The 14,226-nt window shown below is 34.7% G+C and carries 14 protein-coding genes and 1 other annotated feature; of the genes, 13 read left to right on the top strand and 1 reads right to left on the bottom strand.

Annotation, left to right across the window (positions count from 1 at the left end; translation table 11 throughout):
• The first annotated feature begins 16 nt into the window (after positions 1-16).
• On the top strand, positions 17-706 hold the full coding sequence (locus tag BUB90_RS17740; RefSeq protein ID WP_073289822.1) for an L-ribulose-5-phosphate 4-epimerase: 690 nt from the start codon (positions 17-19) through the stop codon (positions 704-706).
• 100 nt (positions 707-806) lie between these two features.
• Here BUB90_RS17740 and BUB90_RS17735 read toward each other — a convergent pair whose 3' ends face one another.
• Positions 807-983, bottom strand: coding sequence for a YjfB family protein (locus tag BUB90_RS17735; protein WP_073289820.1), 177 nt, complete (start codon positions 981-983; stop codon positions 807-809).
• Between the two features lie 215 nt (positions 984-1,198).
• On the opposite strand from BUB90_RS17735, the gene BUB90_RS17730 reads away from it, so the two are divergent.
• The 12 genes from BUB90_RS17730 (at position 1,199) to BUB90_RS17675 (ending at position 14,223) form a co-directional block, all read left to right on the top strand.
• Positions 1,199-2,119, top strand: a complete 921-nt coding sequence (locus tag BUB90_RS17730; protein WP_073289818.1) for an ArsR/SmtB family transcription factor — start codon at positions 1,199-1,201, stop codon at positions 2,117-2,119.
• A gap of 151 nt (positions 2,120-2,270) precedes the next feature.
• Positions 2,271-3,434 (top strand): galactokinase, encoded by a 1,164-nt coding sequence (locus BUB90_RS17725; RefSeq protein WP_139241801.1) that lies wholly within the window; start codon positions 2,271-2,273, stop codon positions 3,432-3,434.
• A 101-nt stretch (positions 3,435-3,535) separates the two neighbouring features.
• Positions 3,536-4,528 carry a UDP-glucose 4-epimerase GalE gene (galE, locus tag BUB90_RS17720; RefSeq protein ID WP_073289813.1) on the top strand — a complete coding sequence of 331 codons (993 nt, stop codon included), beginning with the start codon at positions 3,536-3,538 and terminating at the stop codon, positions 4,526-4,528.
• Complete coding sequence (galT, locus tag BUB90_RS17715; protein ID WP_073289810.1) at positions 4,529-6,025, top strand: UDP-glucose--hexose-1-phosphate uridylyltransferase; 1,497 nt, start codon at positions 4,529-4,531, stop codon at positions 6,023-6,025.
• 267 nt (positions 6,026-6,292) lie between these two features.
• Positions 6,293-6,610 (top strand): PadR family transcriptional regulator, encoded by a 318-nt coding sequence (locus BUB90_RS17710; RefSeq protein WP_073289808.1) that lies wholly within the window; start codon positions 6,293-6,295, stop codon positions 6,608-6,610.
• Positions 6,611-7,441, top strand: a complete 831-nt coding sequence (locus tag BUB90_RS17705) for a DUF1700 domain-containing protein (RefSeq protein ID WP_073289806.1) — start codon at positions 6,611-6,613, stop codon at positions 7,439-7,441. It begins immediately after the preceding gene.
• Entirely contained in the window at positions 7,438-8,292 is an 855-nt protein-coding gene (locus BUB90_RS17700) for a DUF4097 family beta strand repeat-containing protein (RefSeq protein ID WP_073289803.1), read from the top strand. The genes BUB90_RS17705 and BUB90_RS17700 overlap by 4 nt, the downstream gene beginning before the upstream one ends.
• Before the next feature lie 128 nt (positions 8,293-8,420).
• Positions 8,421-8,612 (top strand): PspC domain-containing protein, encoded by a 192-nt coding sequence (locus tag BUB90_RS17695; RefSeq protein ID WP_073289801.1) that lies wholly within the window; start codon positions 8,421-8,423, stop codon positions 8,610-8,612.
• A 137-nt stretch (positions 8,613-8,749) separates the two neighbouring features.
• Positions 8,750-8,969: a binding site (T-box leader), on the top strand.
• 64 nt (positions 8,970-9,033) lie between these two features.
• Positions 9,034-10,806: an arginine--tRNA ligase gene (gene argS, locus BUB90_RS17690; protein WP_073289799.1), complete on the top strand. Its 1,773-nt coding sequence runs from the start codon at positions 9,034-9,036 to the stop codon at positions 10,804-10,806.
• Between the two features lie 392 nt (positions 10,807-11,198).
• The gene (locus tag BUB90_RS17685) at positions 11,199-12,515 is read left to right on the top strand and encodes an ATP-binding protein (RefSeq protein ID WP_073289797.1); all 1,317 of its coding nucleotides are present in this window, start codon (positions 11,199-11,201) and stop codon (positions 12,513-12,515) included.
• Between the two features lie 287 nt (positions 12,516-12,802).
• Positions 12,803-13,489 (top strand): polyphosphate polymerase domain-containing protein, encoded by a 687-nt coding sequence (locus BUB90_RS17680; RefSeq protein WP_073289795.1) that lies wholly within the window; start codon positions 12,803-12,805, stop codon positions 13,487-13,489.
• 38 nt (positions 13,490-13,527) lie between these two features.
• Complete coding sequence (locus BUB90_RS17675; protein ID WP_073289793.1) at positions 13,528-14,223, top strand: DUF4956 domain-containing protein; 696 nt, start codon at positions 13,528-13,530, stop codon at positions 14,221-14,223.
• The last annotated feature ends 3 nt before the right edge of the window (positions 14,224-14,226 follow it).

Below are 14,226 nucleotides of genomic sequence, written 5' to 3'. Positions count from 1 at the left end.
AGAAAGGAAGTAGAATATGTTAGAGGAATTAAAACAAAAAGTGTATGAGGCAAATATGGAATTACCAAAAAGAAATCTTGTAACTTACACGTGGGGTAATGTGAGTGAGATTGACCGTGAGAAAGGAGTATTTGTCATCAAACCAAGTGGTGTGAATTATGAGGATTTAAAACCAGAAGATATGGTTGTGATGGATCTAGATGGGAATCGTGTGGAAGGAAGATATAATCCGTCAACGGATACGGCCACTCATCTTGAATTATATAAAGCATTTCCTGAAATAGGTGGAGTTGTACATACACATTCACCATGGGCGACCGTATGGGCACAGGCTGGAAGAAGTATACCAAGCTATGGAACAACACATGCAGACTACTTCTATGGTGAAATCCCTTGTGCGAGAAGCCTTACACCAGAAGAAATCGAAGAAGCGTATGAGAAGAATACAGGAAAAGTAATTATAGAAGCGTTTGTAGATAAAAATCCAATGTATGTTCCAGGCGTATTATGTACGAACCATGGACCATTCACGTGGGGGAAAGATGCAGCAGGAGCAGTATATAATGCAGTTGTATTAGAAGAAGTTGCAAAGATGGCACATTATACAGAAATGATTCGTCCTGATGTTACTCCAATACCAAAACCACTAATGGATAAACATTTTTTACGTAAACACGGTGCAAATGCTTACTACGGACAAAAGTAAACGGGTATTTATGTTAGGTTGAATAAAGAGGTTGTTGCAAAGTGAAAATAAATCGCTTTGCAACAACCTCTTATGCGTAGAAAACAAATCAAATAAATTACTAAATAGAGATATCGATTGTTCCACCAAGATTAGGATTAACGGAAGTCTCCATCATCTTAATCATGTTATCCATTGATTGTTCTACGGTATCCATTGATAATTTTAAAACGGATGCGCTAACTTGTGACATGAGGTTAGCTTGACTTAAACCACTTGAAAGTGCTGTAATATCCATAACCATCCTCCTTTGTGAGTGATATTATTACAAATAGTTATCAATTTAATTATACCATAGGAAGTAATAGGATTCAAAGTATAGATGTAGAAAAATGTCCTATTGACGTTATAATGCAGGAATGACTATGGATACTAACCTATTGTCAGGTAAGTATTACCTATGGTATACTGATTACAACAAAAAATCTGTCATAAAGGAGCCTGTTTGTTATTATGCTAAAATCAATTGATTTAGATCTTGATGCTGGAAAGCAATTAGCTGCTGTTGGGAAAGCGTTGGCGTCAGAAGTACGTATTGATATTATTAAGTTATTATATAGACAAGAATACAATATTAATGAGATTGCTGAAAGACTTGAATTAGCCCCATCTTCTGCTGCGGCGCACATTCGTGTTCTAGAAGAGGCTGGAATTGTTCGTACAACATTGTTACCAGGAATACGTGGCTCTATGAAATTATGCTCATTGCAAATAGAATGTGCTTCCATAAGTTTGCATACAAAAGAGAAAGGTCATCAGCAGATTGAGACGATAGAGATGCCAATTGGTAATTATGTTGATTATAGGGTAACCCCAACCTGTGGAATTGTTAGCCTGAAAGGACCAATTGATGATGAGGATGAGCCAAGATGTTTCTATAATCCAGAGCGTATGCATGCCAAATTATTGTGGTTAGGAGATGGATATGTAGAATATAGATTCCCTAACAATAGTATCAAATCAGGGGAACCAAGTAGAATTGAAATCTCAGCAGAATTGTGCTCAGAAGATCATGATTATAACATGGAATATCCTTCTGATATTACCTTGTGGGTAAATGGTATTGAAGCAGCTACATGGGAGTGTCCTAGTGATTTTGGTGGACGCAGAGGAAGATTAAATCCAGAATGGTGGCCAGATAAGAATACACAATATGGTATGCTAAAAACATGGGCAATAACTACGGAGGGGATTTATCTAGATAATGAAAAATTCTCAGGAAAAACCATTCAGGAGTTTGGACTATCAGAACGTGAATACATCTCGGTTCGACTTGGTGTCAAAGATCATGCAATTCATAGAGGTGGTATGAATTTATTTGGGAATGGTTTTGGTGATTATGAACAAGATATCGTAATGAAAATCTACAAATAAACGGAATAAACATATTTACATCAATAGTTATTTGAGGTAAAATACAATTAAGAACAAAAAATATGTTTTAAAACATAAAAACTGTATTAAAGTAAATTATTTATTTGGCATTTTTGTGTTTTAAAATGAAAGGAGATAAGTTATGCAAAAGATCAAGGAAGAATTATTGGCAAAGTTTATTGCAGTTTTTGGGTCGGGAGGGCAAATCACTCCATACTTTGCGCCAGGAAGAGTGAATCTTATTGGAGAACATACTGATTACAATGGAGGCCATGTTTTCCCATGTGCTTTAACAATTGGAACTTATGCCATCGCTAGAAAGAATACAAATCGTAGTTTACGATTATACTCTGTTAATTTTGATGAATTGGGAGTTATCACGGTATCACTTGATGATCTATCCTATGCAAAAGAAGATGATTGGGCTAATTATCCAAAAGGTGTTGTTTGGGCGTTTGCTGAAAAAGGAATGAAGCTTAATGCGGGATTAGATATCTTATATTTTGGTAATATCCCGAATAGCTCAGGTTTATCTTCATCTGCATCTATTGAAGTTGTAACCGGTTACATTTTAAGTCAAACCTTTGGATTTAATACATCTTTCGTAGATATAGCATTAATTAGTCAATTCGCAGAGAACAAGTTCAATGGTGTGAATTGTGGTATAATGGATCAGTTTGCTATTGCTATGGGCAAGAAGGACCATGCAATATTTCTTGATACAAGTAATCTTGAATATGAATATGCTCCTATACAACTAGAAGGTGCTAAGATAGTAATTGCTTGCAGTAATAAGAAACGTGGTTTAGGTGATTCTAAGTATAATGAAAGAAGAACAGAATGTGAAACAGCCCTTGAAGAATTAAAGAAGGTTGTAGCAATTAATACATTAGGTGACCTTTCAGAAGAACAATTTGAGCAATACAAAGATGCAATTAAAGATGATGTTAGAAGAAAACGTGCGAAACATGCTGTTTATGAGAATCAAAGAACAATTCAAGCGGTGAATGCTTTGAAAGCAAATGACATTGCAACCTTTGGCAAATTAATGAATGAATCACATGTATCACTACGTGATGATTATGAAGTTACAGGTATTGAATTGGATACATTAGTAGCAACATCCCTAGAACAAGAAGGAGTTATTGGTTCTAGAATGACGGGAGCAGGCTTTGGTGGTTGTACAGTAAGTATTGTAAAGGAAGAAGCAATCGATTCTTTCATTAAGAATGTGGGTGAAGTTTATCTACAAAAGATAGGATATAAAGCTGATTTTTATGTGGTTGAAATTGGAAACGGACCGTGTATACTATAATAAGGGATAACTTTTAATAGTTTCGAATAAATGATCACTATTCAAGGTATTTTAACAAAGAAAATTGAAAATAGGTATGGTTTTAAGAAAGGAGTAGCAGTATGACAATTTTAGTTTTAGGTGGAGCAGGTTACATTGGATCACACACTGTTTATGAGTTAATTGACAGAGGTGAAGATGTTGTTATTATTGATAATTTAGAAACAGGACATATAGAAGCAGTTCATGAAAAGGCTCGTTTCTATAAAGGTGATATCAGAGATCGTGCTTTTTTAGATCGTGTTTTTGCTAAAGAAAAGATAGATGCAGTTATCCATTTTGCTGCTAACTCTTTGGTTGGCGAAAGTATGGTTGACCCACTTAAGTATTATGATAATAACTTATGTGGAACAAAAGTTTTATTAGAGGCAATGGTTGCTCATGGAATTGACAAAATCGTGTTCTCTTCTACAGCAGCTACTTATGGTGAACCAGAGAGAGTTCCGATTTTAGAATCAGATAAGACAGAGCCAACTAACACATATGGTGAAACAAAATTATCTATGGAGAAGATGTTCAAGTGGACTTCAAAAGCACATAATCTTCGTTATGTATCATTACGTTACTTTAACGCATGTGGTGCTCATGAAAGTGGTAAAATTGGTGAAGCACATAACCCAGAGAGTCATCTTATCCCATTAATTCTACAAGTTCCTAATGGACAAAGAGAATCAATCGCAATCTTTGGTGAAGATTATGATACAAAAGATGGTACATGTGTAAGAGATTACATTCATGTAACAGATTTAGCACAGGCACATATTCTTGCAGTAAAATACCTTGCAGAAGGTGGAGAAAGCAATATCTTCAATCTTGGTAATGGTGTAGGCTTCACGGTTAAAGAAGTAATTGATTCAGCTAGAAAAGTAACTGGACATGAGATTAAAGCTGTTGTTTCTCCAAGAAGAGCAGGAGATCCTGCACAATTAATCGCATCAAGTGATAAAGCTAGAACAGTACTTGGTTGGAAACCAGAACATGCTGACCTAGGGGAAATTATTGAATCTGCATGGAAATGGCATAGCACGCATCCAAATGGCTTTGGAGGTAAATAGATGATTAGTAATAACATTAGACAACTTGTTCAGTATGCTTTGGACAATGAATTAATTAAGGAAGAAGACAGGGTATTCACAACGAATACCTTGTTGGAATTATTCGAACTTAGCGAGTTAGATGATAAAGATGAAACTTCTGAGGTACCTTTTTCTTTGGAAGAAACATTAAGAGAAATGCTTGATTATGCGGTTGCACATGATATTATGAAGGAAAACAGTGTCGTTTATCGTGATTTATTCGATACGAAAATCATGAGTAAGTTGATGCCTAGACCTTCTGAAGTTATTCATACCTTCTGGGAGAAATATAAAGAATCACCAGAAACGGCAACGAATTATTATTATAAATTAAGCCAAGATTCTGATTATATAAGAAGATACCGTATTGAAAAGGATGTGAAATGGGTTACTAAGACAGAATACGGTAAGCTTGATATTACAATTAACCTATCAAAACCGGAGAAGGATCCCAAAGCGATTGCAGCCGCGAAGCTTGTAAAGCAAAGCGGTTATCCAAAATGCCTTCTTTGTGTTGAGAATGAAGGGTATGCAGGTAGAGTAAATCATCCGGCACGTCAAAATCACAGAATAATACCGATTGAGATCAATGACCAAAAGTGGGGATTCCAGTACTCACCATATGTATATTACAATGAGCATTGTATTGTATTCAATGGAGAGCATACTCCAATGAAGATTGAAAAGAATACATATGTAAAATTATTTGACTTTGTTAAACAATTTCCTCACTATTTTGTTGGTTCTAATGCAGATCTTCCCATTGTAGGAGGTTCTATCTTAAGTCATGATCATTTCCAAGGTGGACATTATCAATTCGCAATGGCAGATGCTCCTATAGAAGATTCCTTCGTTATTAAAGGCTTTGAAGATGTAGAAATGGGGATTGTTAAATGGCCTATGTCAGTTATTCGTCTACGTTGTAAGGACGAAACTCGTCTTGTTACGCTAGGTGATCATATTCTAACAGCTTGGAGAGGCTACACAGATGAAGAAGCTTTCATTTTTGCAGAAACAGATGGAGAACCACACAATACGATCACTCCAATTGCAAGAAAGAATGGTGAGGTATTCGAGCTCGACTTAGTACTCCGTAATAATATCACGACAGAAGAACACCCACTTGGCGTATACCATCCACATGCGGAACTTCACCATATTAAGAAAGAGAATATCGGACTTATTGAAGTGATGGGTCTTGCAGTATTACCAGCAAGACTTAAGACAGAGATGGAGCAGTTAGAAGCTGCCATACTTGCGAAAGAAGATCTTACTAAGGATGAAACATTAAGGGTTCATGCTGATTGGGCAGCAGAAGTTGTTAATAAACACCCAGATATGAAGGAAGATACTATACATGAGATTCTTCAACAAGAAATTGGACTTGTGTTCGCTAAAGTATTAGAGCATGCTGGTGTATATAAACGTGACGTGGCAGGTAAAGAAGCGTTTATGAGATTTATTCATACGTTATAATATAATACGGAATGCTGTTGCAAAACTATTTAATTAACTTAAATGTTTTGTAGCAGCATTTTTGCGTATATGGCATGGCATTTGTCACACCAATATGACAAATGTAATGACTTTATAAAATACGTAATATTTTGTTGACACATAATATTATACGACGTATAGTATTAGTATCAAAACAATATATGAGAAAAAACAATATATTTAAGAATATAATATATGTTTAAGATAGTGTATGTTTCATATAAGTGATTATAAGGAGGTTTAGCTATGGTATTTAATACAGGTGCTGCGTTATTAGATGCAATTGTTCTAGCGGTTGTATCAAAAGACGAGAACGGCACATATGGATACAAAATAACACAAGACGTTCAACAAGCGATTGATATTTCGGAATCTACATTGTATCCTGTACTTAGAAGATTATTGAAGGATAATTGTTTGGAAGTATATGATATGGAATTTGGCGGTAGAAACCGTAGATACTACAAAGTAACCAATGAAGGAATGGCGCAACTTCGCATGTATTGTAATGAGTGGAAAAAGTATTCAAAAAATATAAGTAACATTTTTGTGGGGGTAGAGTAGATGAGTAGGCAGGAGTTTTTACATGAATTAGAAAATCTTCTTCAAAACATACCAGTTGCAGATAGACAAGAAGCGATTCAGTATTATGAAGATTATTTTGAAGATGCTGGTATAGAGAATGAGGACCAAGTGGTTAAAAAGCTAGGTTCACCAGAACGAGTTGCTGCTATTATACAAGAAGATTTACGAAGTGACTCAACGGTGGATAGTGGTGAATTTACTGAGAGAGGGTATCGAAACCCTGCTTTCGATAAGACGAATGTGGATGCAGTTGTAAAAGTTGAGACACCAAATTCCAAGAATGCAAGCCAAACGAATGGGACATATGGATATATAGATAATGAATCTACAGAAAATGGATCTACAGAAAACGGTTCTACAAAGAGTGGTTATTCGGCAGGACAAAATACAGAATATGCGAATAGGCAACAAGAAAAGGAACCAACATATGTATATGAATACTCAAGTATTCCTAAAGTGTTATTAATCATTGGAGCAATCTTATTCATTCCAGTGGGTATCCCCTTAATCGCTTCTGGTTTTGCAATATTTATATCAATTGTCGCTGTAGTATTTTCTTTGGTAGTTGCATTTGGCGCAACAAGCTTTGGATTATTGTTAGGCGGCGTGATAACTTTAGTAGCAGGTATTGTACAAATCTTCACTTTGCCAATGGTAGCATTTTTGACGAGCGGTGTAGGACTATTGCTAATCGGTATCGGCTTGTTGTTTGCAATCGTAACAAGATACTGTGCGATTTTAATCCCTATGATGTTCAGGGGAATCATAAATATCTGCAGACTACCATTTAGAAGGAGGGTGATGGCATGAGTCTTTTCACGAAGAACTGTTTAAGAATAAGTGGAATAGCTATCGTTTTAGGAGTTGTATTAGTGTGTATTGCTTTAGTGAGTGGAGTTGGTATTAATGGTTCCAATAGAAAAGATTATGTACTAGATTTTAACAGTGAGTATAACGAAGAAATTACGTCAATAAAGATTGATTTAAATATTGCTAATGTGAAAATCAAACGTGGTAATACATTCGCAATTGATGCCAAGAACATGAATAAGAAAACCTTTAACAGTTTTGTAGATAACAATGTTTGGACAATTAAAGATGATGAAAATGATGGTTTTAGGATCTTTGGTCATGTTGTCCCATTCTTCAATAATGATATTACTGATGCGAAATACCAGGTTACCATCTATATTCCAGATAGTTTTGAACCAGAGAACCTAGAAATTACAATAGGTGCTGGTAGAGCAGAGTTATGTGATATGGAAACGGACACAGTTGATTTTGAGATAGGAGCAGGCGAATTAGTTGCGAATAAATTAGTAGTGAATAAGGAAAGTAGTCTCGAAGTAGGAGCAGGCAAAATTGCTATCAAAGATTTGACTGCAAAAGACGTTTCTCTGGATTGTGGTGTTGGAGAAATTGACATAAAAGGCGATATTAGAGGTAATAGTAGTGCTAATTGTGGTATGGGTCATATCTCAATTAAATTAAATGAGCCTGAGAGTCGCTATGATTTTGGTTTGAGTTGTGGTTTAGGTAATATTAATATCAATGGAGACAATTACTCTTTCACAAGTGATAGTAACAGATATGGTAATGATGCAGAATATGAGTTTGATATCGAATGTGGTGTGGGAAGTGTTGAAGTTAGTAATGAATAAGTGTATACTATTTAGAAGAAAACACTTAACTTCTAATAAAAATGTAGATATAAGTATATAAACAGATAATATTAATAAATAATAAACAAGAAATAATAAAAAAATATTAAAACATGGAGGAATGAATTATGGAACAAAAAAGATTATATCGTTCATCAACTAATAAAATGCTTTGTGGAGTGTGTGCAGGAATTGCAGATTATATCAATATTGATCCTACTGTAGTACGTTTGTTGTGGGTTATCTTCGGATTTTTTGGAGCTGGTATAATTGCTTATATCGCAGCAGCTGTTATTATTCCAGTTCGCTACGAGAGATAAAAACGATTGTTTGGTTAATAGTAGACGAAATAGTATGCTAACGTTTCATAGATCAGCAAAGAATAAGGTGTTGACAATTGAAACGTTAGCTTTTATAATGAGAAAAAAGTAACAAAAGTTACATTGATTATAATAAGTTAAATTCCGTGAAAAGAAGAGTATTTGTTTTATGTACTTTCAGCGAGTAGGAGACTGGTGTAAGTCCTATAAGTGCAAAGCAAAGAAGAGGGCCTTGGAGAAGCAGATTCGAGTAGTAAGAATATAAGAGTCTGACGTTAGCTGCGTTAAAGTGTTAAGTGGATTGCGTTGTTATGGCAGTCAATTGGAGTGGTACCACGGAATATTTTCGTCTCTTATCGTTTAGATAAGGGATTTTTTTATTTAACTCAATAACTGGATTGTAAAGGAAAGAGGTAGAGGTATGAAAAAGATAATCGATCTTATTAAGCAAGAGATTACTAGCGCATTTGTTGCTTGTGAATTTGATGAAAAATACGGAATGGTGTCTTTGTCAAATCGTCCTGATTTATGTCAATATCAATGTAATGGAGCATTAGCTGCGGCAAAGGAATATAAAAAGGCACCGATTATGATTGCTAATGATGTAGTTGCCAAATTAGAAAACAATGAGATGTTCAAAGAGATTATTGCAGTTATGCCAGGATTCATTAATATTAAAATTAGTGAAAATTATCTAGCTTCTTATATTAATGATATGGCTAGTGGAGAAAACTTTGGTTTTGAAAAAGCGGAAAATCCAAAGACAATTGTAATCGATTACGGCGGACCTAACGTAGCAAAACCACTTCATGTTGGTCATTTGCGTTCAGCGGTAATTGGTGAAAGTGTTAAGAGAATTAGTCGTTACGTAGGACACAACGTAATCGGAGACGTTCATCTTGGTGACTGGGGTCTTCAGATGGGATTAATCATTACGGAATTAAAGAAACGCCAACCAGAGTTAGTTTATTTTGATGAAAGTTTTGACGGAGAGTATCCAGAGGAAGCTCCATTTACAATTACAGAACTAGAAGAAATCTATCCATTTGCCAATGCGTATTCAAAAGAACACCCAGAATTCAAAGAGGAAGCAAAGAACGCTACCTTTGAATTACAAAACGGTAGAAAAGGGTATGTTGCATTATGGAATCACATTCTTAATGTATCTGTGACAGACTTAAAGAAAAATTATGATAAATTAAATGTATCCTTTGACTTATGGAAAAAGGAAAGTGATGCACAGGGTTATATCCCAGACATGGTTAAGTACCTTAAAGAAGGTGGTTATGCAAGAATTAGTGAAGGTGCATTAGTTGTTGATGTTAAAGAAGAAACCGATACGAAAGAGATTCCTCCTTGTATGATTTTGAAGTCTGATGGTGCAACCTTATACAATACAACAGACTTAGCTACAATTGTAGAACGTGCGGAATTATTTAATCCAGATGCAATAACTTATGTTGTAGATAAACGTCAAGAATTATACTTTGAACAAGTATTCCGTTGTGCAAAGAAAACAAACTTAATTGGTGAACATGTTAAGTTAACGTTCTTAGGTTTCGGTACGATGAATGGTAAAGATGGTAAACCATTCAAGACAAGAGATGGCGGTGTAATGCGTCTTGAGAATCTTATTTCAGATATAACAACGGCAGTATATGATAAGATCATGAGTAATCGTGAAATCTCTGAAGAAGAAGCAAAGGCAATTGCAAACAAAGTTGGTATTGCAGCAATCAAATATGGTGATTTATCCAACCAAGCTGCCAAGGATTATGTCTTTGATGTAGATCGTTTCACTTCATTTGAAGGCGATACAGGTCCATATATCCTCTATACAATTGTTCGTATCAAATCAATCCTTAACAAATATAAGGAAGTTACTGGTGTTGATACAATTGCTGTAAGTGAGATTTTACCAGCTACTTGTGAAAGTGAAACCGCTCTTATGTTAGAGTTAACAAAGTTCGGTGATACAATTACAGCAGCATTTGCTGAGAATGCACCTCATAGAGTTTGTCAATATATCTATGACTTATCCAATGCATTCAATAAGTTCTATCATGAGAACAAGATTATTGCCAATGAAGATGAGAAGGTTCGTACTTCTTGGATTCAATTAATTACATTAACATGTAATATTCTCAATACTTGTATCGAATTATTAGGAATTGAAGCTCCAGACAGAATGTAGTGTCTGCAAAACTCAATTAACTTATAATGCTTCTAAGCTATTGAATGATAACAAGGAACATGCTTTGCTCTTTACGCTTTGCTATGGCTTTTAGTTATAGTACATCAGCTTAGAAGTAGTTTATGTAGTTTTATATTGATTTACATTGATTTATATATCGAGAGTTTTGTTTTACTACTGTTGTCCTACATAACCCCAAGTAAGTCAATGAAGGAATCAATATTCTTGATTATTCATAATTATAAGATCTTTTAATTATATCCTATAAAATAATATACATGATACCAGGATTACGAGAGCACGAAGTGCGTAGTAATCCGTGGGTATCAGGGGTCAAAACAACTTTTGACCCCGACATCATATACATAACACAATAAGAAGGAAGCGATAGCATGTTTCGTGAAGTAGCCAAATTAGTAATTTACAGAAACTTAGGAAAAGATAGTATTTTATTCAATCTTGCTGGAATTATACAGGATTATGAATGCAATCATTCTAGCAAAGAAGACACAATAACTAAGATATATAATCAAATCAATCATTTACTTGATGTAGCAACCGTTTATGGATTTGATAAGAACTTGTGGCATAATTATCTTGCGTATCTATTAGCAACGAATGAGAACCCATTCAGTATAACTTGCGAAAAAGTGGGTGGTCAAAACGGAACTGTTAATGTTTTTGCCAAAAATGATTTCCGTATATTTAAGAATTTATTTGATTACGATTTTTCAAGATTGGAAGAGGAATTAAATATTAATTGTTTCACTACAATTCTAAATTATCAATCGATTCAAAAGAATGGTAAGAGATATAATAAAAATGTGAGTGAAAAAGTTCGTATGCTAAGTGATGCTGTAGAACAAGCTAAGGATGAAGAGGAAATCTATAGGGTAGTAACGGATTTCTATAGAGAGTATGGCGTAGGCAAGTTTGGATTAAATAAAGCTTTTCGTGTAAAACATGGAACAGATGATACAATGCTTTGCCCGATTACTAACACAGAAGAGATTTGTCTTGATGATTTGATTGGTTATGAGATGCAAAAGCAAAAACTTATTGATAATACACTTGCTTTTGTGGAAGGTAGAAAAGCCAATAATGTATTGTTATATGGTGATAGTGGAACTGGTAAATCTACCAGCATCAAAGCAATCCTCAATGAATACTACAGTAATGGTTTGCGAATGATTGAAATATATAAGCATCAATTTCAAGATTTATCATCTATAATTGCACAAATTAAAAATCGAAATTATCGTTTTATTATCTATATGGATGATTTATCGTTCGAAGAGTTTGAGATTGAATATAAGTATCTCAAAGCAGTAATTGAAGGTGGATTGGAGACAAAACCAGATAATGTTCTAATCTATGCGACATCAAATCGTAGACATCTTATCCGTGAAACATGGTCGGATCGTTCGGATATGTCACAAGATGAGTTGCATCGTTCCGATACCATTCAAGAAAAATTATCGTTGGTTGCACGTTTTGGTGTTTCCATTAATTATTCTGCGCCAACTCAGAAAGAGTATTTTGAAATCGTGAAGAATCTTGCCAAGCGCTATGATTCCATCACGATGTCAGATGAAGAGCTTTGCAGGGAAGCTATGAGGTGGGAAATGAGTCATGGTGGTTTGTCAGGTCGAACAGCACAGCAATTTATTAACTATCTAGCTGGCAAAACTGATGATAATCAAGAATAGCTTAGAATCTAAAGGGTCATTAAAGGAAGTATTGAATATTAATTAAGTTTATAAGAAAAGTTGTTGATTGAATCATTGTCTTCTTAGAAGACGTTCAATCGACAGCTTTTTTTATTAGCAATTGTGAGGCTTTTAAGCATGATAGTACAATATGGCGCATTTTCTGGTATTTTATGAGAATTTACACAGAATCTTCACAAAGTTTACATGGAGTTTACACATTTTCTTTGTAACCTAGATTATGAGTGAAATAATGGTGGGTAACAAAATACAAGGAGGTGATTACAGTGAATGATTTAGTATTACGTCATGAATTAAAACATCATATTAACTATCTAGATTATGTTGCTATTAGAAACCGATTACAAGTAGTTGCTAAACAAGATGCTAATGTAGGTGAGGATGGCACGTATCAGATACGAAGTTTATATTTTGATAACTATCAAGATAAGGCCTTAAGAGAAAAGATTGATGGGGTTAATAACCGAGAGAAGTTTCGCATTCGATACTATAACGATGATTTCTCCTATATTAAATTAGAGAAGAAAAGCAAAATATATGGCTTATGTAATAAGCTCTCAGAGGCAGTTACAAAAGAAGAATGCGAAAGGATAATTCAGGGAGATATTGAATGGATGAGAGAGAGTAAACGAGGGCTATTACTTGAACTTTACACCAAGATGAAGTATCAGCAGTTAAGGCCTAAAACGATTGTTGAGTATACAAGGGAGCCATTTGTATATCAAACGGGTAATGTTCGTATCACATTTGACAGTAAGGTGAGAACAGGAATTAATAGTAAAGATTTCTTTGACTTGGAAGCTCCAACCGTTGCTGCCAATGAAGAGAATATTACAATCCTAGAAGTCAAATATGATCATTTCTTACCTGAAATAATTGAGAATTGTATTCAGATGAGGGACAGAAGAACAAGTGCTTTTTCAAAATATGTCGCATGTCGTTTGTATGGATAATAAAAATTAATGAAGTAGGCAAAGGCCAAGGAGGAACAATGGATACAGTATTTTTATCAACAACAACATTTAATGATGTCTTTAAATCAAGCTTTATGGATAAGGTGACTAGTTTTTCTATCGTAGATACGATACTAGCAATGGGTGTTGCGTTTGCATTAGGACTTTTTATTTTTCTTATCTATAAGAAAACCTTTAGTGGTGTTATGTATTCTGCATCTTTTGGAGTTTCATTGATTGCGATGGCACTCGTTACAACTTTCATAATCTTAGCAATTACGTCGAACGTAGTATTATCACTTGGTATGGTCGGTGCGTTATCAATCGTGCGATTCCGAACAGCGGTAAAAGAACCACTTGATATCTCGTTTTTATTCTGGTCGATATCTGTTGGTATCGTGGTTGGAGCAGGATTAATCCCACTAGCAGTAATTGGTACTATATTAATTGGCGTTACTATGCTTGTATTCGTTAATAAGAAAAGCACAGATAATCCATATATCTTAGTGATTAGTTGTGTGAATGATACTGCTGAAAAGGCAGCTTTAACTTCAGTAAAAGACAGTGTTAAAAAACATGTAGTGAAATCAAAAACAGTATCTAAGAATGGGATTGAATTAACAGTAGAGATACGATTAAAGGATATGACAACAGAGTTTGTGAATAAAATTAGTGACCTAAATGGAGTTGAGAATGTAGTGTTAGTAAGCTACAACGGCGATTATATGTCATAAAAA

This window comes from Anaerosporobacter mobilis DSM 15930 (genome assembly GCF_900142955.1).
Lineage (GTDB): Bacteria > Bacillota > Clostridia > Lachnospirales > Lachnospiraceae > Anaerosporobacter > Anaerosporobacter mobilis.
Note: the sequence above shows the minus strand (reverse complement) of the source record. Positions and strands in the feature narration are given on the sequence as shown.

Bases quoted from the DNA above. Each gene is read 5' to 3' on its own strand.
- BUB90_RS17685 (WP_073289797.1), top strand. From the start codon at position 11,199: ATGTTTCGTGAAGTAGCCAAATTAGTAATTTACAGAAACTTAGGAAAA.
- galT (WP_073289810.1), top strand. From the start codon at position 4,529: ATGATTAGTAATAACATTAGACAACTTGTTCAGTATGCTTTGGACAAT.
- BUB90_RS17710 (WP_073289808.1), top strand. From the start codon at position 6,293: ATGGTATTTAATACAGGTGCTGCGTTATTAGATGCAATTGTTCTAGCG.
- BUB90_RS17735 (WP_073289820.1), bottom strand. From the start codon at position 983: ATGGATATTACAGCACTTTCAAGTGGTTTAAGTCAAGCTAACCTCATG.
- BUB90_RS17700 (WP_073289803.1), top strand. From the start codon at position 7,438: ATGAGTCTTTTCACGAAGAACTGTTTAAGAATAAGTGGAATAGCTATC.
- BUB90_RS17705 (WP_073289806.1), top strand. From the start codon at position 6,611: ATGAGTAGGCAGGAGTTTTTACATGAATTAGAAAATCTTCTTCAAAAC.
- BUB90_RS17730 (WP_073289818.1), top strand. From the start codon at position 1,199: ATGCTAAAATCAATTGATTTAGATCTTGATGCTGGAAAGCAATTAGCT.
- galE (WP_073289813.1), top strand. From the start codon at position 3,536: ATGACAATTTTAGTTTTAGGTGGAGCAGGTTACATTGGATCACACACT.
- BUB90_RS17695 (WP_073289801.1), top strand. From the start codon at position 8,421: ATGGAACAAAAAAGATTATATCGTTCATCAACTAATAAAATGCTTTGT.
- BUB90_RS17675 (WP_073289793.1), top strand. From the start codon at position 13,528: ATGGATACAGTATTTTTATCAACAACAACATTTAATGATGTCTTTAAA.
- argS (WP_073289799.1), top strand. From the start codon at position 9,034: ATGAAAAAGATAATCGATCTTATTAAGCAAGAGATTACTAGCGCATTT.
- BUB90_RS17740 (WP_073289822.1), top strand. From the start codon at position 17: ATGTTAGAGGAATTAAAACAAAAAGTGTATGAGGCAAATATGGAATTA.